The organism is Pedococcus sp. P2_D7, from assembly GCF_056404295.1.
Genome location: NZ_JBFUEH010000003.1, coordinates 384131 through 404985, shown reverse-complemented (window position 1 = coordinate 404985; position 20855 = coordinate 384131). Strand labels below are relative to the sequence as shown.

At 69.5% G+C, this 20855-nt stretch carries 21 protein-coding genes and 1 tRNA gene; 11 read left to right on the top strand and 11 right to left on the bottom strand.

Annotated elements, in window-relative coordinates; all coding sequences use genetic code 11:
- Positions 1–256: 256 nt before the first annotated feature.
- Positions 257–329, bottom strand: a tRNA-Lys gene (locus AC1DWJ_RS09085).
- 116 nt (positions 330–445) lie between these two features.
- On the opposite strand from AC1DWJ_RS09085, the gene AC1DWJ_RS09080 reads away from it, so the two are divergent.
- The 6 genes from AC1DWJ_RS09080 to AC1DWJ_RS09055 all read left to right on the top strand — a co-directional run bounded on the left by AC1DWJ_RS09080 (position 446) and on the right by AC1DWJ_RS09055 (position 5404).
- On the top strand, positions 446–751 hold the full coding sequence (locus tag AC1DWJ_RS09080) for a TFIIB-type zinc ribbon-containing protein (protein WP_477620598.1): 306 nt from the start codon (positions 446–448) through the stop codon (positions 749–751).
- 118 nt (positions 752–869) lie between these two features.
- A complete protein-coding gene (locus tag AC1DWJ_RS09075) occupies positions 870–1517 on the top strand; it encodes a hypothetical protein (protein ID WP_477620597.1) in 648 nt (215 codons plus the stop codon).
- Positions 1518–2003: 486 nt separating this feature from the next.
- On the top strand, positions 2004–2228 hold the full coding sequence (locus AC1DWJ_RS09070; protein WP_457254850.1) for a hypothetical protein: 225 nt from the start codon (positions 2004–2006) through the stop codon (positions 2226–2228).
- Between the two features lie 107 nt (positions 2229–2335).
- A complete protein-coding gene (locus AC1DWJ_RS09065) occupies positions 2336–2962 on the top strand; it encodes a DUF47 domain-containing protein (protein ID WP_344137647.1) in 627 nt (208 codons plus the stop codon).
- 8 nt (positions 2963–2970) lie between these two features.
- Positions 2971–3972: an inorganic phosphate transporter gene (locus AC1DWJ_RS09060; protein ID WP_457254849.1), complete on the top strand. Its 1002-nt coding sequence runs from the start codon at positions 2971–2973 to the stop codon at positions 3970–3972.
- A 490-nt stretch (positions 3973–4462) separates the two neighbouring features.
- Positions 4463–5404, top strand: a complete 942-nt coding sequence (locus AC1DWJ_RS09055; protein WP_457254847.1) for a hypothetical protein — start codon at positions 4463–4465, stop codon at positions 5402–5404.
- A gap of 196 nt (positions 5405–5600) precedes the next feature.
- On the opposite strand, the gene pstB is transcribed toward AC1DWJ_RS09055, so the two are convergent.
- The 7 genes from pstB to mshD all read right to left on the bottom strand — a co-directional run bounded on the left by pstB (position 5601) and on the right by mshD (position 14016).
- The gene (pstB, locus tag AC1DWJ_RS09050) at positions 5601–6377 is read right to left on the bottom strand and encodes a phosphate ABC transporter ATP-binding protein PstB (RefSeq protein ID WP_457254846.1); all 777 of its coding nucleotides are present in this window, start codon (positions 6375–6377) and stop codon (positions 5601–5603) included.
- Positions 6378–6446: 69 nt separating this feature from the next.
- The gene (gene pstA, locus AC1DWJ_RS09045; protein WP_457254844.1) at positions 6447–7358 is read right to left on the bottom strand and encodes a phosphate ABC transporter permease PstA; all 912 of its coding nucleotides are present in this window, start codon (positions 7356–7358) and stop codon (positions 6447–6449) included.
- Positions 7355–8362, bottom strand: a complete 1008-nt coding sequence (gene pstC, locus AC1DWJ_RS09040; RefSeq protein ID WP_457254842.1) for a phosphate ABC transporter permease subunit PstC — start codon at positions 8360–8362, stop codon at positions 7355–7357. Before pstC ends, pstA begins: the two co-directional genes overlap by 4 nt.
- A 131-nt stretch (positions 8363–8493) precedes the next feature.
- Complete coding sequence (pstS, locus tag AC1DWJ_RS09035) at positions 8494–9618, bottom strand: phosphate ABC transporter substrate-binding protein PstS (protein WP_457254841.1); 1125 nt, start codon at positions 9616–9618, stop codon at positions 8494–8496.
- Between the two features lie 215 nt (positions 9619–9833).
- Positions 9834–10790, bottom strand: coding sequence for an NUDIX hydrolase (locus tag AC1DWJ_RS09030; RefSeq protein WP_457254839.1), 957 nt, complete (start codon positions 10788–10790; stop codon positions 9834–9836).
- The gene (locus AC1DWJ_RS09025) at positions 10787–13048 is read right to left on the bottom strand and encodes an RNA degradosome polyphosphate kinase (protein WP_457254838.1); all 2262 of its coding nucleotides are present in this window, start codon (positions 13046–13048) and stop codon (positions 10787–10789) included. Before AC1DWJ_RS09025 ends, AC1DWJ_RS09030 begins: the two co-directional genes overlap by 4 nt.
- A gap of 38 nt (positions 13049–13086) precedes the next feature.
- The gene (mshD, locus tag AC1DWJ_RS09020; protein WP_457254836.1) at positions 13087–14016 is read right to left on the bottom strand and encodes a mycothiol synthase; all 930 of its coding nucleotides are present in this window, start codon (positions 14014–14016) and stop codon (positions 13087–13089) included.
- A gap of 100 nt (positions 14017–14116) precedes the next feature.
- Here mshD and AC1DWJ_RS09015 point away from each other — a divergent pair, with 100 nt between their 5' ends.
- The gene (locus tag AC1DWJ_RS09015) at positions 14117–16000 is read left to right on the top strand and encodes a bifunctional metallophosphatase/5'-nucleotidase (protein WP_457254835.1); all 1884 of its coding nucleotides are present in this window, start codon (positions 14117–14119) and stop codon (positions 15998–16000) included.
- Positions 16001–16192: 192 nt separating this feature from the next.
- Here AC1DWJ_RS09015 and AC1DWJ_RS09010 read toward each other — a convergent pair whose 3' ends face one another.
- Positions 16193–16897: a winged helix-turn-helix transcriptional regulator gene (locus tag AC1DWJ_RS09010; RefSeq protein WP_457254834.1), complete on the bottom strand. Its 705-nt coding sequence runs from the start codon at positions 16895–16897 to the stop codon at positions 16193–16195.
- Positions 16898–16980: 83 nt separating this feature from the next.
- Between AC1DWJ_RS09010 and AC1DWJ_RS09005 the strand changes: the two genes are divergently transcribed.
- Entirely contained in the window at positions 16981–17241 is a 261-nt protein-coding gene (locus tag AC1DWJ_RS09005) for a MoaD/ThiS family protein (protein WP_457254833.1), read from the top strand.
- Between the two features lie 16 nt (positions 17242–17257).
- Positions 17258–18115 (top strand): hypothetical protein, encoded by an 858-nt coding sequence (locus AC1DWJ_RS09000; protein WP_457254831.1) that lies wholly within the window; start codon positions 17258–17260, stop codon positions 18113–18115.
- Positions 18116–18209: 94 nt separating this feature from the next.
- Here the strand turns inward: AC1DWJ_RS09000 and AC1DWJ_RS08995 are convergent, their stop codons facing one another.
- A complete protein-coding gene (locus AC1DWJ_RS08995; RefSeq protein WP_477620596.1) occupies positions 18210–18578 on the bottom strand; it encodes a DsrE family protein in 369 nt (122 codons plus the stop codon).
- Between the two features lie 122 nt (positions 18579–18700).
- On the opposite strand from AC1DWJ_RS08995, the gene AC1DWJ_RS08990 reads away from it, so the two are divergent.
- Together AC1DWJ_RS08990 and AC1DWJ_RS08985 are read left to right on the top strand one after the other, a co-directional pair.
- The gene (locus AC1DWJ_RS08990) at positions 18701–19198 is read left to right on the top strand and encodes a heme-binding beta-barrel domain-containing protein (protein ID WP_056922072.1); all 498 of its coding nucleotides are present in this window, start codon (positions 18701–18703) and stop codon (positions 19196–19198) included.
- Positions 19199–19208: 10 nt separating this feature from the next.
- Complete coding sequence (locus AC1DWJ_RS08985) at positions 19209–19799, top strand: arsenate reductase/protein-tyrosine-phosphatase family protein (RefSeq protein ID WP_477620595.1); 591 nt, start codon at positions 19209–19211, stop codon at positions 19797–19799.
- Between the two features lie 10 nt (positions 19800–19809).
- Here the strand turns inward: AC1DWJ_RS08985 and AC1DWJ_RS08980 are convergent, their stop codons facing one another.
- The gene (locus tag AC1DWJ_RS08980; RefSeq protein WP_477620594.1) at positions 19810–20832 is read right to left on the bottom strand and encodes an LCP family protein; all 1023 of its coding nucleotides are present in this window, start codon (positions 20830–20832) and stop codon (positions 19810–19812) included.
- Between the last annotated feature and the right edge of the window lie 23 nt (positions 20833–20855).

The window sequence follows — 20855 nt, the reverse complement described above, 5'->3', positions numbered from 1 at the left end:
CCGGCCGCAACATCGATGTCTGGGTCACCGGCCAGGTGCTGCAGTTCTACGACGGCGACTACCTGCTGCGCACCGAACAGCGCCGAAGCGCCGGGGAGGTCAGAGTCAAACGCGCCCAAGTCCCGGGCGGGCAACGTAGGGTCAGATCGAGTGACACCCATCAACCGAAGTAGGTGTCACCCATCAACCGAAACAGTGTTACCCAACAGCCGAAGCCCGGATGACCGGGATCAGCCGAAGTAACACAAGACGTGTGTGGGCCCCGTGGGACTCGAACCCACAACCTACGGATTAAAAGTCCGCAGCTCTAACCATTGAGCTAGAGGCCCCGGCCGGCCACGCGGCATACCCACCGTTGTGCCGAACCGGCCACAGACTAACGGCTGGGCAGCCGTGCGACCCACGGCGTTCGGAACCCGTCCGTGCGCCGGTCCGTTGGCCCGACATGAGCACCCTCACCTGTCCCAAGTGTGGTTCCGACATGCGCAGCTACGAGCGCAACCAGGTCCACGTCGACCAGTGCACGGGTTGTGGCGGCCTGTTCCTCGACCGCGGGGAGCTCGAGGCACTCGTGGCCGCCGAGACGGCCTGGCATCAGCAGCCGGCAGCAGCCGCCCCGGCCCCGCCGCAGCCGCCCGTCCCGCAACCCCCTCAGCAGCAGGGTGGGTGGCAGCAGCAGCCGGCGCAGAGCTACCACGCGCCGTACGGCCAGCGTCGCAAGAAGTCGTTCCTCAGCGAGCTGTTCGACTGAGCCCAGTTCGACTGAGCCCAGTACGACTGGGCCAAGTCCGACCGAGCCCTGGACCGAGCGGCGCGACCGAGCTGGCTCGATCCCGCCGCCGTCGGCACCACCTGAGAGACTGGGCGGGATGAAAAACGAGCCCAGTGGTCGTCCCGGTCCGCGCCGTCCCGCGTTCTTCAGCCCCACGGCGATGGAGGCGCAGGGTGGCACGGTCCCCGACCCCGCGCAGGTGACCGAGATCGCCCACGAGACGGCGGCCGTCCTCGTCGGCACCGGCCGCGCCACCGACGACCCCGCCCTCACGGCCCGGCTGGTCGCGCTGGTCGACGAGCTCGGGCTGTCGACGGTCGCGGAGCTGTGGGCCGACCGTCCCGCCCGCAGCCTCCCCGGGGCCCTGTGGCGCCTCTACGCGTTGCGCGAGTGGGTGCAGCGCAGTCCCGAGGAGGCGAGTGCCGACTACGCCGCCGGCATCCGGTTCACCGACGTCAACCATGCCGTGGCCGGGGTCGCCGAGCCGCCCGGGCCGGCCGAGCTGCGCGAGCTGACCGACTCGATCCTGCGCGGGGTGTTCTCCGGCGACTTCGCGGTGGCGCTGCAGCGTGCCGCGGCGTTCTGTCGCGTTGTCGCGGCCGGTCGCGCCGACCGGGCCCACACCACCGACGCCCAGGACCCCGAAGCAGCCAGCGCCCAGACGCGCCGTGCCGCCTCGATGCTGTCGACGGCCGAGGACCTCGACGTCGGCGCCCGCCTCTGGCAGGCCGGCGAACTCATCTGAACGGCCCCTTGCCTGCAGCGAAACACGCCTCTCGAGGAACAACATCCGGGCCACCGGGGTTACAGTCGGACGTGCGTCGGGCCGCGGTAGCCCCGGGTCCCAACTGAAGCCGCTATGAGCGGCCACGCGCCGTGAGGCGCTCCCGGCCCGACGCGCACACTGTTCACCTGCGCGCCACCTCGGTATGCCGCCCGCTCGCCCTTCTCGGCGGCGTCCCCGAAGGCGTGGCGAGGGGTGGTGACGGGGTCGGTGGGCCGGCTCCGTGGCATACCTGGGCCTGCCCGCCGAGCGCCTCCGAGGCCGCGCGCCACGCCGCACGGGCACCGCAGATTTGGGTGCACTTGGCAACCATCATTCGGCATAGCCGGTTGGGACTAGTCATGATCAGTGGTCACATGACCCACATGGGTGGTTCCCGGGCATGGCGGGTCAAGAGATAGCAAACTGGATGCCACGTTTGCCCGGCGCTCCGTTAGCGTTGAACCCATGACCACCGACCCGCGCGCCGGTGCAGACCTCACCGATGATGCGCTGCAGAACGAGATCGAGCTCGTCGGAGATCTCGTCGTGGCCGCGTCCGCCAGCGAGCGACCGCTGACCGAGGACGAGATCGACGAGGCCCTCGGGATCGAACGCGGGCAGCAGAAGTCCCCGGAGGACACGCAGGGTGTCGCGCACCCGCACCGGGCAGGGAAGCGGCTGAACGCCTGAGCCTGTCCCTCCTGGTGGAGCGATCGAGCAGTCGAGTTGCGCTTTGACGCGTACTTGCCCGTAGCATCGTCCACGGCCATCCCCCCTTTGCGTGACCGGAGAGAACCGTGGGCTTTCGCCTCACCCCCCAGGAGAACAGCTTTTACGATCTGTTCGCCAAGTCCGCTTCCTACCTCGTGCTCGGCTCCCGTGAGCTGACCACGCTGCTCGGAGTCGACCCGTCGGAGCGTGAAGCCGTCGCCACGCGGATGCGCGAGATCGAGCACGACGCCGACGAGGCCACCCACGAGATCATCCGCAAGGTGAACAGCTCGTTCATCACACCGTTCGACCGCGAGGACATCCACGGTCTGGCCTCCACGCTGGACGACTGCATGGACATGATGGACGCTGCTGTCGACCTGATCGTGCTCTACCGCATCGGTGACCTCCCGGCCGGTGTTTCCGACCAGGTCGAGGTGCTGGCGCGGATGTCCGAGCTCACCGCCGACGCGATGCCGCGACTGCGGTCGATGAAGGACCTGTCCGGCTACTGGATCGAGATCAACCGCCTCGAGAACCAGGCCGACCAGATCTACCGCCGCCTGCTGGCCGGGCTGTTCAACGGCGACTTCGGCGCAGACACCCTCACGATCATGAAGCTCAAGGAGGTCGTCGAGGAGCTCGAGGCCGCCGCTGACGCGTTCGAGAAGGTGGCCCACAAGGTCGAGAGCATCGCGGTCAAGGAGTCCTGAGCCTCCCCATGGACTGGCTTCCGGTAGGAATCGTCATCGCCCTGGCGATGGGCTTCAACTACACCAACGGCTTTCACGACGCGGCCAACGCGATCGCGACCTCGGTCTCGACCCGCGCCCTGACGCCCCGGGTGGCGCTGGTGATGGCCGCGATCGCCAACCTCGTCGGCGGGCTGATCGTCTACAAGTTCGGCAAGGTCGCCGCCACGGTCGGCAAAGGGATCATCGAGGCGCCGCAGGGCAACGAGGGCCTCGTCATCTGTGCCGCCGCCCTGATCGGTGCGACCGGCTGGAACCTCCTGACTTGGTGGTTCGGCCTCCCCTCCTCGTCGTCGCACGCCCTCATCGGCGGGCTCGGCGGCGCTGCCCTGGCTGCTGGGGCGCACGTGAAGTGGGCGGGCATCTTCGAGAAGGTCATCATCCCGATGATCCTCTCGCCCATCGTCGGACTCATGCTGGGCTTCCTCGTGATGACCGCGATCCTCTGGCTGTTCCGGGGCGCGCAGCCCGGCAAGGTATCCCGCGGCTTCCGCTACGCGCAGACTGCGTCAGCAGCGGCGATGGCCTTCGGCCACGGGTTCCAGGACGCGGCCAAGACGGCCGGTGTCGTGGTCCTCGCGCTGACCGTGGGTGGTCACTACACCGGTGACAAGGTTCCGCTGTGGGTGCTGCTGATGAGCGCCATCGTGATCTCACTCGGCACGTATGCCGGTGGGTGGCGGATCATGCGCACGCTCGGCCGCCGCATCATCCACCTCGACCCGCCGCAGGGTTTCGCGGCGGAGACGACGGCCGCCTCCATCCTGTACGTCGCGGGCATGGCGTTCGGCGCCCCGATCTCGACGACCCACACGATCACCTCGGCGATCATGGGCGTCGGTGCGACCAAGCGCCTGTCCGCCGTGCGGTGGGGTGTGGCCGGCAACATCGTCGGGGCCTGGGTGCTGACCTTCCCCGGCGCCGGCCTGGTCGCCGCCGCCAGCTGCTACCTGATCAACCTCTTCGTCTGACCCGACCCCCCCGCACTTCTGGCCACTGGTGTTGGGTGCGGGGCGCGATGTGGGGCACTGGTGCCGCATGGGTGGCCCGAAGTCGGGGGGCTCCCGCACTTCTGGCCACAGGTGTCGGGTGCGGGGCGCGATGTGGGGCACTGGTGCCGCATGGGTGGCCCGAAGTCGGGGGGCTCCCGCACTTCTGGCCACTGGTGTCGGGTGCGGGGCGCGATCTGGGGGCCTGGTGCCGCATGGGTGGCCCGAGGTCGGGTGGGGGTAGCCACGCCAACGTGGGTGAGGCTGTCCACAGGAGTGGGCTCGCGGCATACACGATCCACAGGCGATGGCGCACGCGTCGCCAGGTGCAGCGTGACTGGCCACGATCTCGACCATGCGAACCACGGACGCCCGTCGCTGGATCGACCTGCCGCAACCATTCCTGTGGCAGGAGGCCAGAGGAGCCGGGCTCAGTCACGCGGCACTGTCTGGTGCGGTGCGACGTCGCGAGGTGATCAAGATCGCCCCTTCGCTGTATGCCGTCCGCGAACCGTGGCTCCGGCTCGATCCGACCGAGCTTCACGTTGCCTTGGCGCGCGCAGCACAGGCCTCGATCCCCGAGTCCGTGGTGAGCCATGTCAGTGCTGCCATCGCTCTGGGTCTCCCCACGCCGCAGGGGCCCGTGGGCAAGGTGAGTCTCACGGCGCGTGAGTCATCACGGACCAGCTATCCCGAAGACTGGCGTCGGGTGCTGCAGGCCGAACTGCCCGCGGACCACGTGTCCACGGCCCACGGAGTACTGCTGACCAGTCCCGCCAGGACAGTGGTGGACTCGTTCCGGCAGAGTCGCTTTCGAGATGCCCTTGCGATCGCCGATGCGGCCCTGCGGGACGGGTTGGTCCAGCCGGAGGAGCTGCGGGAGATGCGGGCATTCCAGACGCGGTGGCCCGGCATCCGGCTGGCGGAGGAGGGACTGGGCCTGGTCGATGGTCGGAGGGAGAGCTGGCTTGAGTCGGCTTCGGTGGCCGTGGCACATCGGCGCGGATACTCGGTACCGGAGAGCCAGATCCGCATCCACGACATGGAAGGCGTGTTCGTAGGACGGGTCGACCACCTGTGGCGAGGAGCCGGGGTGATCGGGGAGGCCGACGGCCTCGGCAAGTACCGCGGAGACCTGGACGATGAGGAGGCCACAGCCGAGCAGATTTCAGAGATCGTCCTGGCCGAGCGTGATCGCGAGCGTGGCCTGGAATCCTTGGGCTTTGCCGTCGCCCGGTGGGGGACCGCTGACTTGCGCGACTACGGCGAGGGACTGTGCCGGGCGTTGAGCGCTGCGCGCCGTCGTGCTCGTCCGCAGTCGATCAGGTGCCTATGGCGCAGCAACGACGACGAACCCCTGCAGCCGTGGAGATGGCCTCCGGCCGAGGCGTCCGCGGCCTTCCCAGCTGCCTGACTGGCCGCGCCGCGCGCCACTTCTGGCCGCTGTTGTGGCTCCGGGACCCGGAAATCCAGGGCCGGTGCGGCATGGGTGGCCAGAAGTCGGGAGTCCCCCGCACTTCTGGCCGGTGGTGTGCCTCCGGGACCCGGAAATCCAGGGCCGGTGCGGCATGGGTGGCCAGAAGTCGGGCCCGGGGGAGGGAAAGGACCGATCAGCCGAAGCGACCGCTGATGTAGTCCTCGGTGGCCTTCACGCCCGGGTTGTTGAAGATCTTCTGGGTGTCGGCGACCTCGATCAGCTTGCCGGGCTTGCCGGTGGCCGCGAGGTTGAAGAACGCCGTCTGGTCGGAGACCCGGGCGGCCTGCTGCATGTTGTGCGTGACGATCACGATCGTGTACTTGCTCTTCAGCTCCGAGATCAGGTCCTCGATGGCGAGGGTCGAGATCGGGTCGAGGGCCGAGCAGGGCTCGTCCATCAGGAGCACCTGCGGCTGCACGGCGATGGCTCGCGCGATGCAGAGTCGCTGCTGCTGGCCGCCGGAGAGGCCGGCGCCGGGCTTGTTGAGCCGGTCCTTGACCTCGTTCCACAGGTTCGCGCCGTTGAGCGACTGCTCCACGACGTCGTCGAGCTTCTTCTTGCCCTTCACCCCGTTGAGCCGCAGACCCGCCGCCACGTTGTCGTAGATCGACATGGTCGGGAACGGGTTGGGTCGCTGGAACACCATGCCGACGGTCCGACGGACGGCCACCGGGTCGACGTTGGAGGCGTAGAGGTCCTGGTCGTCGAGCATGACCTTGCCCTCGACGCGCCCGCCGGGGATCACCTCGTGCATCCGGTTGAGGGTGCGCAGGAACGTCGACTTGCCGCAGCCGGACGGGCCGATGAAGGCGGTCACCGAGCGTGGTTCCACCGTCATGGTCACGCCTTCGACGGCCTTGAACGCACCGTAGTAGACGTTCAGGTCACTGACGTCGATTCGCTTGGCCATGGTGTGCTTTCGTCCTTCGGGATGGGTATGCCGTGCGGGCCGGCATCGGGCGGAGCGGAGTCTGGGGGGCTACTTCTTGACGGAGCCGAAGCGGGCGATGACCCGGCCGGCGAGGTTGAGGATCAGGACCAGGAGGATGAGCGTGAGGGCAGCAGCCCAGACCCGGTCGACGGCCGGCTGCAGGCTCTCGGTGCGGTCCTGGTTGATCATCGTGGGCAGGGTGGCCATGTAGCCGCCGAACAGGTCGCTGGCGATCGACTTGGTGTAGGGGCCAAGGATCAGCAGGGGCGCGGTCTCACCCATGACACGGGCCAGGCCGAGCAGGATGCCGGTGATGATGCCGGAGAAGGCCGTCGGGAGCACGACCCGCGCGATGGTCTTCCACTTCGGGACACCCAAGGCGTACGACGCCTCGCGCAGCTCGTTGGGGACGAGCTTGAGCATCTCCTCGGTCGAACGCACGATGACCGGGATCATCAACAGCACCAACGCCAGGCAGACGGCGAAGCCGACCCGCTGGAACCCGAACGTCGTGACCCACACGGCGTAGACGAACAGGCCGGCGACGATCGACGGCACACCAGTGAGGATGTCGACCATGAACGAGACCGCCTTGGCGAACTTCCCGCGACCGTACTCGACGAGGTAGATGGCGGTCATCACGCCGATCGGCACGGAGATCACCGAGGTGGTGACGCCCTGGATCAGGGTGCCCTGGATGGCGTGGACGGCGCCGCCTCCCTCGCGGCGAGAGGTGATGCCCTTCTGCGAGTTGGTCCACCACTGCGAGTCGAGGACCAGTCCCACACCCTTGGAGAGCACGGTCCAGAGGATCCACACCAGCGGGATCAGGGCGATGAGGAAGGCCAGCCACATGACGACGCGAGCCAGCTGGTCCCTGAACTCGCGACCACGGGCGGGGTGTCCCAGAGCGGGGGGAGCCGCACGCTCCGGAGCCTTGGCCACGGTGTCGGTGCTCATTCGGTGAAGGCCTTCCTGCGCTCGATGACGATGCGGGCGATGGCGTTGACGACGAACGTCAGGACGAACAGCACCAGGCCGGCGGCGATGAAGGCCCCGGTCTTGGCGGGCGAGTCGAACTCACCGGCGTTGTTGGCGATGCGTGATGCGAAGGTCTCGCCGCCGTTGAGCAGCGACCAGGTCCACTTCGAGCCCTGCGGCAGCGACGACACGATGATGGTGACGGCGATGGTCTCGCCGAGCGCACGGCCCAGCGCCAGCATCGCTGCCGAGATGACGCCCGGGCGCCCGAAGGGCAGCACCGAGACGCGGATCATCTCCCACTTGGTGGCGCCCAGGGCGAGCGCGCCCTCCTTGTGCGTCACCGGCGTTTGCGCGAAGACCTCGCGTGACAGCGCGGTGACGATGGGCAGGATCATGATGGCCAGCACGACGCCGATGAGCAGGATCGTGCCGCTGGTCCCGGTGCGGGAGAAGAGCGGGATCCACCCGAGGTGGTCGGACAGCCAGATCTGGAACGGGTCGAACCACGGCGTGAAGGTCTTCAGGCCCCACAGGCCGTAGACGATCGACGGCACCGCGGCCAGCAGGTCGATGACGTTGGCCGCGGGGCGCGAGAGCCACCGCGGCGAGTACTGCGTGATGAACAGCGCGACGCACACCCCGACCGGCACCGCGATGAACATCGCGATGGTGGAGGCGGCCACCGTCGTCCAGAGCAGCTCGACGATGCCGAAGCGCAGGTTGTCGCTGTCGCTGACCGACCAGTCGCGCGACGTCAGGAAGTTGACCTTGTCGTCGGCGATCGCCGGGATCGCCTGCCACAGCAGGAAGACACCGACCAGCGTGACGAGGCCGATGACCAGTGCGCCGGAACCCTTGGCCGCGGCCGCGAAGGCCCGGTCGCCCAGGCGCCCGGTGCCTGCACCGTCACCACTGAGGGGGCCTCGTCCGTCCGGGCCGGGCAGCTCGTCGGCGACGGAGACTCCGGTCACTGATGCCACGGCATGTGCCTCACGATCGGGGGTGCTGGTGGGTGAGCGGGGAAGCAACGAGCGGGGAAGCAACGAGCGGGGGAGCAGGTATGCCGCGGGGCTGGGAGCCAGCCCCCCCGCGGCATACCGATCAGGCTAGATCAGGACAGGGCCTTGATGGCGGTCTCGACCTTGGTCTGGATCTCGGTGGGCAGCGGCGCGTAGCCGATGCTCTCGAGGCCCTTCTGGGTCTCCGCGGAGGCGAAGTGCGTGAGGAACGCCTTGGTCAGGGCCGCCTTCTTGGCGTCCTTGGCCTTGGAGCAGACGATCTCGTAGGTGACCAGGAGGATCGGGTAGGCCCCGGCCTCCTTGGTGCTGTAGTCCAGCTTGAGGCGCAGGTCGTTGCCCTCGCCGTCGGCCTTGGCGGCCAGGACGGCCTTGCCGACCGACTCGGCGGTGAGCTCGACGGCGCCGCCACCGTTGTCGATCTGGGAGATGCCCAGGTTGTTGTCCTTGGCGTAGGACCACTCGGCGTAGGTGATGCCACCCTCGGTGGCCTTCACGGCACCGGCGACACCGTCGGACTTCTGCTTGCCCTCACCCTTGCCGGTCCAGGCCTTGCCCGGCTCGGCGGTCCAGGCGGCCGGAGCGGCAGCCTTGAGGTACTTGGTGAAGTTCTCGGTGGTGCCGGACTCGTCGGAGCGGAAGAAGACCTTGATCGGCTCGGACGGCAGGGTCACGCCGGAGTTCAGCGCGGCGATCGACTTGTCGTTCCAGGTGGTCACCTTGCCGTTGAAGATGTTGGCGGCGACCTCGGGGGTGAGGACGAGCTTGTCGACACCCTTGACGTTGTAGGCGACGGCGATCGGTCCGGTGACCATCGGCAGGTTCCACGCCGGGGAGCCGCAGTACGCCTTGGCGTCGTCGGCCTCGATCTTGCCGTCCTTCTCGGTGGTCTTGAGCGCCGAGTCGGAGCCGGCGAAGTCGACCTGGCCGGCGATGAACTGCTTGATGCCGGCACCCGAACCAGTCGGGTTGTAGTTGATCGTGGTGCCGTCGCAGGCGTCCTGGAACGACGCGATGGCTTCTTCGATGGCGTTCTTCTGAGCGGAGGAGCCCTCGGCGTTCAGGGTGCCGCCACCCTCGGGGCAGGCGGCGGAGCCGCTGGAGGTGCTCGAGCTCGACGAGTCGCCGGAGCCGGAGTTGTTGTCGGAGCCGCACGCGGTGAGCGCGAGGGAGCCGACCAGGGCCACGCTGGCCAGGAGGCCGATGCGCTGGATCTTCACGGTGTTCAAACCTCTCCACAGGGGAAATTGGGGTGCAACAGGGATCAGGGGTGGAAATCAGGGGCGGGCATTCGTACCCGACGCACCGAAGGTAGGCACGGAGAGTGACGCAGCGGCCCGTGGAGGGTGAACGCGCGGTGAACACCAGTCAGACATTCGACGTCGCTGCACCGTCGTCCGGGGATGCAGCGAGTGAACGACTGGTCAGCCGCTGGTCAGGAGGGCGGCAGGTGGCGCTCGACGGCGACGACCCGCGCCGCCTCGCCGCTGCCGACGAGATGGGCCACGAGCACCTCGCCCTTCGCCATCCTGTCGCGCGCTGCGGCCCGGAGGGAGTCGGCGGCGAGGTCGGCCTCGGGCTCCTCAGGGTCCACGAGCGCGAGCAGGGCCATGAGCAGCTCGGGCAGGACCGGGCCGTGGCTGCAGAGGGCGGAGGGGGTGCCCCGCTCGACCAGGCGCCCGAGGTGGCGTCCCGCGCGGGCCGGCTCCGCGGCATACCCCTCCTCGCTCAGGCCGTCCTTGGTGCGCAGGGACGCGCCGAGCTGCGCCGCGTAGGGGCGCAGGGTGTCGGTGCAGCGCAACGACGGTGAGCTCACCAACCGCCTGACTCCGTATGCCGCGAGCAGGGGTGCGATGCGCGCGGCCCGGCCGCGGCCGAGGTCGTCGAGAGGGCGCTGCTGGTCGTCCTCGGGCCACGAACCGCGGCCCACGGCATGGGCGTGCCGCACGAGGGCCACTGGCCAGGTCGTCAAGGTGCCGGCGTTGTCGGCCCGCACCAGCGCGCGGAGCTGGTCGCGGTCGCGGGCGTAGTCGAGCCGGTCCGAGGCGGCGACGACGTCGAGCCAGCGGACCTCGTCGATCTCGTTCTGGAGGGGGCCGGCCGGGCTGGTCGCCTCCGCGGCCCAGTAGCGGACCTCCTTGGTGGCCGGCTGGCCGGCGCCGTCGAGCACGGTGTACTCCGACCCCGGCAGCGGCCGCCCCAGGCCGACGGCCAAGGCCGTCTCCTCGTGCGTCTCGCGCACGGCCGCGACCGGCCAGTCCTCACCCGGGTCGAGCTTGCCCTTGGCCCACGACCAGTCGTCGTACTTGGGCCGGTGGACCAGCGCGACCTCGAGCTGGCCGCGACGGCGTCGCCACGGGACGGTGCCTGCGGCCGGGATCGGGGTCGTCAACGGCGACGGGCCTTGCGCCGGCGTTTGGCGTGCATGTCGATCATGGCGCTCTGCAGGTCGGCGAGCGGCTCGCCGTCCTCGGTCATGTTGACGCGCGTCCAGCGCCCGTCGCCGGTCAGCCGCCAGTGGGCGTAGTCGTCACTCATCCCCCGCGCGAGCAGGGACTGCAGGTCGGCGATGTGCTTCGGGTCCGCGATCCGGACCAGTGCCTCGACCCGGCGGTCGAGGTTGCGGTGCATCATGTCGGCGCTCCCGATGAAGACCTCGGGCGCGCCACCGCCGCCGAAGAGGAACACGCGGGAGTGCTCGAGGAAGCGGCCCAGCACCGAGTGGACCTCGATGTTCTCGGACAGCCCCTCGACGCCCGGGCGCAGGGCGCAGATGCCACGGACCCAGATGTCCACGTGGACCCCGGCCTGCGACGCGCGGTAGAGGGCGTCGATGAGCTGCTCGTCGACGATGGAGTTGACCTTGAGCTGGACGAGGCCACCGCGACCGGCCTCGGCGTGCTCGACCTCGGTATCGATCCGCTCGAGCAGCCCGGAGCGGACCGACCGGGGCGCCACGAGCAGACGCTTGAACCTGCTGCGCGGCGCGAAACCGGAGAGCTGGTTGAACAGCCGCGCGAGGTCCTCGCCCACCTGGGGATCCGACGTCAGCAGGCCGAAGTCCTCGTAGAGGCGGGCGGTCTTGCCGTTGTAGTTGCCGGTGCCGATGTGGCAGTAGCGGCGCAGGCTGCCGTCCTGCTCCTGGCGCACCACCATGCAGAGCTTGGCGTGGGTCTTGAGCCCGACCATGCCGTAGACCACGTGCACGCCGGCGTGCTCCAGCTTGCGGGCCCACGAGATGTTGTTCTTCTCGTCGAAGCGCGCCTTGATCTCGACGATCGCGAGCACCTGCTTGCCCGACTCGGCCGCGTCGATGAGGGCGTCGATGATGGGGGAGTCGCCACTCGTGCGGTAGAGGGTCTGCTTGATGGCCAGCACGTTGGGGTCGGTCGCTGCTTGCTCGATGAACGACTGCACCGACGTCGAGAACGAGTCGTAGGGGTGCTGCAGCAGCACGTCCTTGTCACGGACGATGGGCAGGATCTCCGAAGCCTTGGAGCTCTCGGCCGGGGCGAGGTCGGGGTGCATCTGGCCGCGGAACGGCGGGTACCTCAGGTCGGAGCGCTCGAGGTCGGCGACGAGGTTGAGGCCGCGCAGGTCGAGCGGGGCCGGCAGCCGGTAGACCTCGCTGTCGGTCACGCCGAGCTCGCGGACCAGCATGTCGAGCACGTGGTCGTCGATGGTCTCGTCCACCTCGAGGCGGACCGGCGGGCCGAACCGGCGTCGGGTCAGCTCCTTCTCCAGGGCGGTGAGCAGGTTCTCGGCGTCGTCCTCCTCGACCTCGAGGTCCTCGTTGCGGGTGACCCGGAAGGTGAAGTGCTCCCGCACGTCCATGCCCGGGAAGAGCATGTCGAGGTGGGCGGCGATGACGTCCTCGAGCGGCACGAACCGGGTGTTGAACAGGTCGGAGGTCGACGGTTCCCCGCTCTCGGGCTCGATGTGCAGCAGGCGCGGCAGCAGCGGCGGCACCTTGACGCGGGCGAAGTGCTCCTTGCCGGTCTTGGGGTTGACCAGCACCACGGCGAGGTTGAGCGACAGGCCGGAGATGTAGGGGAAGGGGTGTGCCGGGTCGACCGCCAGCGGAGTCAGCACCGGGAAGACCCGGTCGGCGAAGAGCTCGGAGTGCAGGGCCCGCTCGCCGTCGCTCAGCTCGTCCCAGCGGACGATGGAGATGCCCTCGTCCTCGAGCGCCGGCTGCACCTTGTCCTTGTAGACGGCGGTCTGCATGGCCTGCAGCTCGTGGGCGACGAGGGAGATCTGCTCCAGCACCTCACGCGGCTCCAGCCCGGAGGCCGAGCGGACCGCGAGCCCGGTGGCGATCCGCCGCTTGAGCCCCGCGACGCGGACCATGAAGAACTCGTCGAGGTTGGACGTGAAGATCGCCAGGAACCGCGCCCGCTCGAGCAGCGGGACGCTCTCGTCGGCGGCCAGCTGGAGGACCCGCTCGTTGAACTGCAGCCACGAGATCTCGCGGTCGAGGAACCGGTCTGCGGGGAGACCGCTGTCGTCCTGCCCGCCCGCGGCGTGGACGATCCGCATGAAGCGCCCGTTGGAGGCCCGCGGCTGCGCACTCGCGATCGAGATCTCGTGGCCGGCATCGTCGCCGTCGAAGATCTCGCCCTCGTCCGTCGGGTGGGTCGTCACAGTCATGCCGTCATCCTGACAGTGCTCGGTGAACGTGGTGTGAATCAAACAGCCTTCGCGTACATCACGTCCACCATGATGCTGCGGAAACCCAGCCCCGTGTAAGTGCGTATCGCTGCCTGGTTGTCACCGTCGACGTAGAGGACCACCTCGGGAAGGCCGAGCCCGGCCAGGTGGGCCAGCCCGAGGGCGGTCACCGGTCGCCCGAGACCGCGCCCTTGGTATGCCGGGTGCACCCCGACGACGTACACCTCACCTGCTGTCCGGGTCGGGTCGAGGGCGGATCGTTGGCCGGGGTCCACCTTGGTCCAGTGGAAGGCGGCCACCTCACCGGGAGAGCCGTCCGCCTCGACGAGGATGAAGCCGGCCGTGTCGAACCACGGCTGGGCCATCCGCTCCTCGAGGTCGGCGAGTGTCAGCCGGCCCTGCTCCGGGTGGTGGGCGAAGGCGGCGGCGTTGGTCGCCAGCCAGGCCTGCTCGTCCCGGCCGGGCTCGAAGGTGCGGGCGGTGAAGCTCTCGGGCAGCGCGGAGGCAGCCGGTTCGAGGTCGGCCGCCCCCAGGGGGCGGGCCATCTTGTGCAGCTCGCGCACCGCCTCCAGTCCGGCGCTCGCCGCCAGGGCCTGCGCCGCGGGCAGGTGGCCGTGTGCCCAGAACCTTGCCCCGGGAGCGGCCTCGAGCACCGCGTCGACCAACGCGCGCCCGGTGCCCTGCCTCCGGGCGGCCGGGTCGACGACGAGCTCGGCCGAGGCGTCAGGGTCGGTGGGGCCGTCCAGCTGGGCGTACCCGGTGAGCTGCCCCGCGGCATACCCGAGGAGGTGGCGGACCCGACCGCTCGGGGCGCCGAGGGAGAGAAGGGGCTGCTCGGACAACGGGCTGAGTCCGTCGGCGACGGTCGCTGCCGCCTGGATCTCGCGGACGCGGGCGACCTCGGTGGACGTCAGGGTGTCGGTGAGGCGGACGGGAGATAACGGCACGAAAAGCATTGGACCATGCATCTTCCCTCGGGGCCGATCCGCGGTTAGCGTGCACGGGTCCGGCTACCGCCGGTATCTCCTCCCGCACAAGGACGCATCCATGACCTTTTCCCGCACTCGGCGCATCTCCGGCGTCGTGGCGGTGGCTGCCCTCGCAGCCACCGGCGCAGCGTTCACCGGTGGCACCTCATCGGCAGCCTCCAACGGACCCATGATCGACATCCAGCTCCTGTCGTTCAACGACTTCCACGGCAACCTCGAGCCGCCGGCCGGCTCGAGCGGTCGGATCATCACCTCGGACACCTACACCGAGACGTCCACGACCAACCCGAACACTGGCGTCGTGACCTACACGGCCACGCCGCAGACGGTCAACGCCGGTGGCGTGGAGTACCTCGCCGGGCACCTGAAGGCCCTGCGTGCGGGTCACCCCTACACCGCGACCGTCGCCGCCGGTGACATCGTGGGTGCGTCCCCGCTGCTGTCGGCCGCGTTCCACGACGAGCCGAGCATCGAGGCGATGAACAGCCTCGGCCTCGACGTCACGGCCGTGGGCAACCACGAGTTCGACGAGGGCTACAAGGAGCTCCAGCGCCTGGCCGACGGCGGCTGCCTGCCTGACGGCAACGGCGCGGCCAACCAGGACTCCTGCCCCGGTGGCAAGAGCTTCTCGGGTGCGAACTTCCCGATCCTGGCCGCCAACGTGAAGTACAAGGCGACCGGCCAGACGATCCTCCCCGCCACCTGGGTCAAGAACTTCAAGGGCGCCAAGGTCGGCTTCATCGGCATGACGCTCAAGGACACCCCGAACATCGTGACCGCGTCCGGCATCGAGGGCCTGGAGTTCACCGACGAGGTGCAGACCGCGAACGCGCTCGTGCCGCAGCTCGAGGCGGAGGGTGTCAAGGCCATCGTCGTCCTCATCCACCAGGGTGGGGTGCCGGCGCGTACCGCCAGCACCGCGCACGTCACCGGCCTCGAGAACAAGTACGACTCCGCCTGCCCCGCGGGCACCAGCACCGGCCTCAACGCGCCGGCCAGCCCGATCATCCCGATCGCGCAGCAGCTCTCGCCGCAGATCGACGTGATCGTCAGCGGGCACACGCACACCCCCTACGTGTGCAGCATCCCCGACCCGGCCGGGCAGCCGCGCCTGGTCACCTCGGCCTCGTCGTTCGGGCGGCTCGTCACCGAGACCGACCTGACCTTCGACCGGCGCACCCAGGACATCGTGCGCAGCTCGGTCGCGGGCAGCAACGTCATCGTCACCCGTGACCCGCAGTTCAAGGACGCGGCGCAGACCAAGATCATCACGGACTACAAGCAGCTCATCGCGCCGGTCGCCAGCCGGGTCCTGGGCACCATCAGCACCGACATCACCACGGCCTCCAACTCCGGTGGCGAGTCCAAGCTCGGTGACCTGATCGCCGACGCCCAGCTCTCCGACCCGTCGGTCGTGACCAACGCCCAGGTCCCGACGATCGCCTTCATGAACCCGGGCGGCATCCGCACCAACCTGAACTACGCCACCTCCCCCTGGGGCGAGGCGCCGGGTGCGGTCACCTACGAGGAGGCGTTCTCGGTCCAGCCGTTCAACAACTACCTCGTCTCGATGACGCTGACCGGGGCCCAGATCAAGGAGATCCTGAAAGAGCAGTGGAACGGCGGCACGAAGACGTCGCCCAACACCATCGCGCGCCCGGTCATCCTCCAGGTGTCCAAGGGCTTCGCGTACAGCTACAGCGACGCCACCGGCAGCCGGGTCCTCGGCCCGGTCACGCTGAACGGCACCGCGATCAGCGACACGGCGAGCTACCGGATCGTGACGAACAACTTCGTCGCGGACGGTGGCGACGGCCTCCCCGGCTTCCGGGACGGCACCGGCCGGTTCTTCGGTGGGCTCGACATCGACGCCTTCGCGAACTACCTGCAGGCGAACTCGCCGTACAGCCCGGTGGCCGAGACCCGGATCACCAAGAACTGAGCCAACGACGTCGCGATCCGGTCGTAGTGACCCGGTCGTGGTGACCCTGTCGTGGTGACCCGGTCGTGGTGACCCGGTCGTCCTGACCGAGCCACCCGGCATACCACACAGAGAAGCCGCCCCWCCCGGACACGGGWGGGGCGGCTTCTCTCTGACGTCGTGGAGGGTTCAGGCGTTGGGGCGCAAGGACTTTCAGGCGTCGGCGCCGACCTCGTCGGCGTGGGCTTCCTCGGCCGGCACGAAGCGGTAGCCGACGTTGCGCACGGTGCCGATCAGCACCTCGTGCTCGGAGCCGAGCTTGGCCCGCAGCCGCCGCACGTGGACGTCGACGGTGCGCGTGCCCCCGTAGTAGTCGTAGCCCCAGACCTCCTGGAGGAGCTGGGCGCGGCTGAACACGCGACCCGGGTGCTGCGCCAGGTACTTGAGGAGCTCGAACTCCTTGTAGGTCAGGTCGAGCAGCCGGCCACGGACCCGGGCGGAGTAGGTCGCCTCGTCGATCGTGACCTCGCCCGAGGTGATCTGGACGTCCTCGGGCTCCTGGTTGTCCTGGAGCCGACCGGCGGCGAGCCGCAACCGGGCCTCGACCTCCGCCGGTCCGGCGGACTCGAGCAGGACCTCGTCGACGCCCCACTCGGCCGTGATGCCGGCCAGGCCACCCTCGGTGAGGATGGCGATCAGCGGGACTGACATGCCCGTGGCGCGCAGGACGCGACACAGCGAGCGGGCCACGGCGAGGTCGCGACGAGCGTCGAGCAGCACCGCGTCACACGGTGGTGCGTCGACCAGCGCGGTCGGCTCGGCGGGGATGATCCGCACGTGGTGGGTCAGCAGGCCCAGTGCTGGCAGCACCTCGGCGCTCGGCGCCAAGGCGTTGGTCAGCAGCAGCAGACGGGCCATGCCTTGAAAGGATACGGCTGCCGGGCCCCTGCGGGCGTGGTGAACACATGGTGAGACCCTTGTCTCACGAGAGGAGCGTGGGTATGCCGCGTGAGAACGAGGTCGCCTCGGTCACCGTCCGCTACTGGGCGGGTGCCAGGGCCGCAGCAGGCGTGGAGTCCGACGTGCTCCGGGGATGCCGGACGGTCGCGGACGCCGTGGCCGGCGTCGACGCCCTGCACCCCGGCCTGGCCGCGGTCACCGCCGTCAGCACCCTGCTCCTCGACGGACGTGCGACGCACCGCGACCACGACCTCCCGGACGGGTCGGTGCTGGAGGTCCTGCCTCCCTTCGCCGGGGGGTGATGCGAGGATGCCCCTTGTGTCCGACGTCCCCGAGCAGGCTCCCAACCCTGCCGTCCCGCTGACCCGGCGAGAGCGCCGAGCCCACGCGCAGACCGCGAAGCCGGCCCTCCCGCGTCGCGCCCTGGTGGCCCGTCCGCTGTCGATCGCGGCGACCATCGCCTTCGCGGCGCTGGTCGCGCTGACCGGCTACGCCAGCCCCCGGTTCGTCGCCCTGGCCGTGGCGCTCGCCGGGTTCGTGCTGGCGTGGGGTTGGCCGCTGCTGCTGAGCCTGCCCAGCCCGCGCGGGACGACGGGGGTCCTCGCGATCGGCACGGTCCTGATGACCGGCACGACCCTGGTGACCAAGGACGACCCCTACCTGGAGTGGATGCCGGCCGCGCTCGCCGTGAGCGTGATCGTGGGCTTCCTGCACCAGCTGATGCGTCGCGACGGTCGGCCGCGTCTCACCGAGTCCGTGGCCGCCGTGACCTCGGGACTGGCGATCATCTCGGCCGGCACCGCCCTCGCCCCGATCCCGCACGTCCTGCAGGGTGAGCACGCCCTCGCCGCCACGATGGCCGGGCTCGGCGTCGGCGCCCTGGCCGACCCGTTCGTCTCGATCCCTCGCCTGCGGCAGTGGGCCCTGTTCATCGCCATGCTCCTCGGGGGCGGGGCGGCGGTCGTCGTCGCCGTGGTCGCCGGTGACCTGCTGGCCGGTCCGGCAGCCCTGCTCGGACTGCTCGCCGCCGCCATCTCGCACGCGGCTCGACGGGTGCTGGCCCCCCTGCCGGCGACCGCGATGCCCCGAGCCCAGCTTGCTGCGGCTGCCACGTCGTCGCTGCTCATCGGCGTGGTGGCCTACGCCGTGGTGACCTCCCCCTGGTTCACCCCCTGACCCACCCAGCACTTCTGGCCACCGGTGTCGCCAGCGAACCGTGATTAGGGCCGTCCGTGCCCGATGGGTGGCCAGAAGTCGGAGTGGGGAGGGGTCAGTAGACGAGGGCCTGGGCGCCGTCGGCGGTGACTTCCTCCACGAAGGCTGCTGCGCCGCGGATGACCACCCCGTCGACGAGATCGGCCCCCGTGAGGTCCCGGCGGGCCGCGCACTGCCCGCACACCGTCACCGTGCCCGCAGCGAGGACGGCGTCGCGCAGGTCGGCCAGGTCGGCGGCGTGCGCGAGCTCGACCTGCTCGGCCCGGCCCGGCACTGCCATCCACGAGGCCTCGCCGGTGAGCCACAGGCTGACCCGCACCCCGCTGGCCACGGCGGTCGCCGCGACGGTGAACGCCTGGTTGAGCCGTTCGAGCGACTCGGTGCCACAGGTGACCTTGACGACGAGCGCGCGGGAAGCAGTCATGTCGCACAGGCTACGATCTGGCGGGTGCACACGTTCTACATCTCCCTGCTCGCCCTGACGGCCGTGGTGATCACCTGGTTCGCGGGATTCGTCGTCTACCGCCTGGTCAAGACGCCCCGCTGATGCAGTTCACCCTCGATCCCGACCTCCCCCGCGAGCTCGCCCCCCTGGCCTGGCTGATCGGCCGCTGGGAGGGCGCCGGCGTGGTCGGATACCCCACCATCGAGTCGGCCAACTTCGGGCAGGAGCTGGTCGTGTCGCACGACGGGCGTCCGTTCCTCGAGTGGCACAGCCGCACCTGGCTGCTTGACGACGCCGGCGAGAAGGTGCGCCCCCTGGCGACCGAGCTGGGCTTCTGGCGACCGTTCGAGGACGGCGAGGTCGAGCTGCTGCTCACCCACCCGACCGGGATCGTGGAGCTCTACTACGGCAAGGCCGAGCCCGCCAAGATCGAGCTCCGCACCGATGGCGTCCTGCGCAGCCCCCACGCCAAGGAGTACAACGCCGCGAGCCGTCTCTACGGCCTGGTCAACTCGAACCTGATGTGGGCCATGGACATGGCCGCCGTCGGTCAGCCCCTGCAGAGCCACCTCTCGGCCGAGCTCAAGCGCGTCGGCTAGGGCCGTCCCCATGGCGCCGACCCCGGGGCGGGTCCTGACGGTCTGCACCGGCAACATCTGCCGCTCGCCGTTCCTCGAGCGCGCGCTGCAGGCCGAGCTCGACCGCTCGTGGGGGCGCGGCGAGATCGAGGTCGCCAGCGGTGGCACCGGGGCCCTGGCGGGCCGTCCCATGGAGCACCAGGCGCGGACGCTCCTGGAAGCCCAGGGGTATGCCGCGGACGGCTTCGTCGCGCGTGACCTCACGACCATGATGGTCGCCGACGCAGACCTCGTGCTCACCGCCACCCGCGCCCACCGTGGCACGGTGATGACGTTGCACCCCAAGGCGGTTCGCTACACCTTCACCTTCCGGGAGTTCGCCCACCTCGCGTCAGGGTTGACCGACGACGAGCTGCGGGGAGACGGGGGCGACCAGCCTCGGGACCACGTGGCCCGGGTGGTGACGCTGGCCGCCGGACAGCGGGGCATGGGTGCTCCGCTCGCCGACGCCGATGCCGACGTGGTCGACCCCTACCGCCGTCCTGTCCAGGTCTTCCAGGAGATGACCGCGCAGATCATGGCCTCGCTGCCCGCCGTCGTGCGCGCGCTCGCCAAGCCCTGAAACCCCGGCGCTACGGCGTGTTCGTCTTGTCCTTGTAGGTGGCCATCGCGTCGTTCTGCAGGGCTTCGCCCAGCGCCTTCATCCCGGGCTCGTCGACGACGTCGATCGACGCGCCGCCCGGCGACGTGCCGAAACCGGTGAAGGGGGCCGTCACGAAGGCGATGTCCCTGCCACGCAGGTTGCGCATGGAGATGGCCTCGCTGCGCATGTCGGCCACGCTGAACCCGTTGTCGACGGTGAGGTTCGCCGTGCCGGCGTCGACGAACTGCGCCAGCTTCACGGGGTTCGTCAGCACGTCCTTGCTCAGCGACTTGAGCATCAGCGCCTTGATGAAAGCCTGCTGGCGTCGACCGCGGGAGATGTCGCCCTCGCTGAGCTGCTTGCGCTCCCGGACGAAGGCCAGGGCCGCCTCACCATCCATCTGGTTGTAGCCCTTGTGGAAGGCGTAGCCGCGGCTGTTGCTGGCCTCTTCGGCGTAGACGTTCACCCCGCCAACGGCGTCGGTCATGTTCTTGAAGCCCTCGAAGTCGACGAGTGCGACGTGGTCGATCGGGACCCCGACGAGGTCCTGCAGCGTGCGCACGAGCAGCGGAGAGCCGCCGTAGGCGAAGGCCGCGTTGATCTTGTCCTTGCCGTGCCCCGGCACCGACACCCAGAGGTCGCGGGGGAAGTGCACGAGCGTCACGGACTTGCGGTCGTCGGCGATGTGCATGATGACGATGACGTCGGACCGTGCGCCGGCCAGTCCCGAGCGGGCGTCCGAACCGATGACCAGGATGTTCTGGGCCTCCTTGGCCGCAGGCTTCCTGGTCGGGGCGTCCGACGCGCCGTCCACCCCGGGGGTGGGGAGCAGCGCGTCGTGCTTCACGTTCTTGCTGACCGTGTGGTTCAGGAAGAGCACGTATGCCGCGGCGCCGCCGACGACCAGCAGCAAGACCAGCGCCACGGTGAACGCCAGGGCGCGGCGCAGGCGGCGTCGCTTCCTCGGCTCGCCCTGGGCGACGTCGTGGGTGGCTTCGAGTTGGTCTGGCACCCGGACAGTGTAGGGATCGCCGA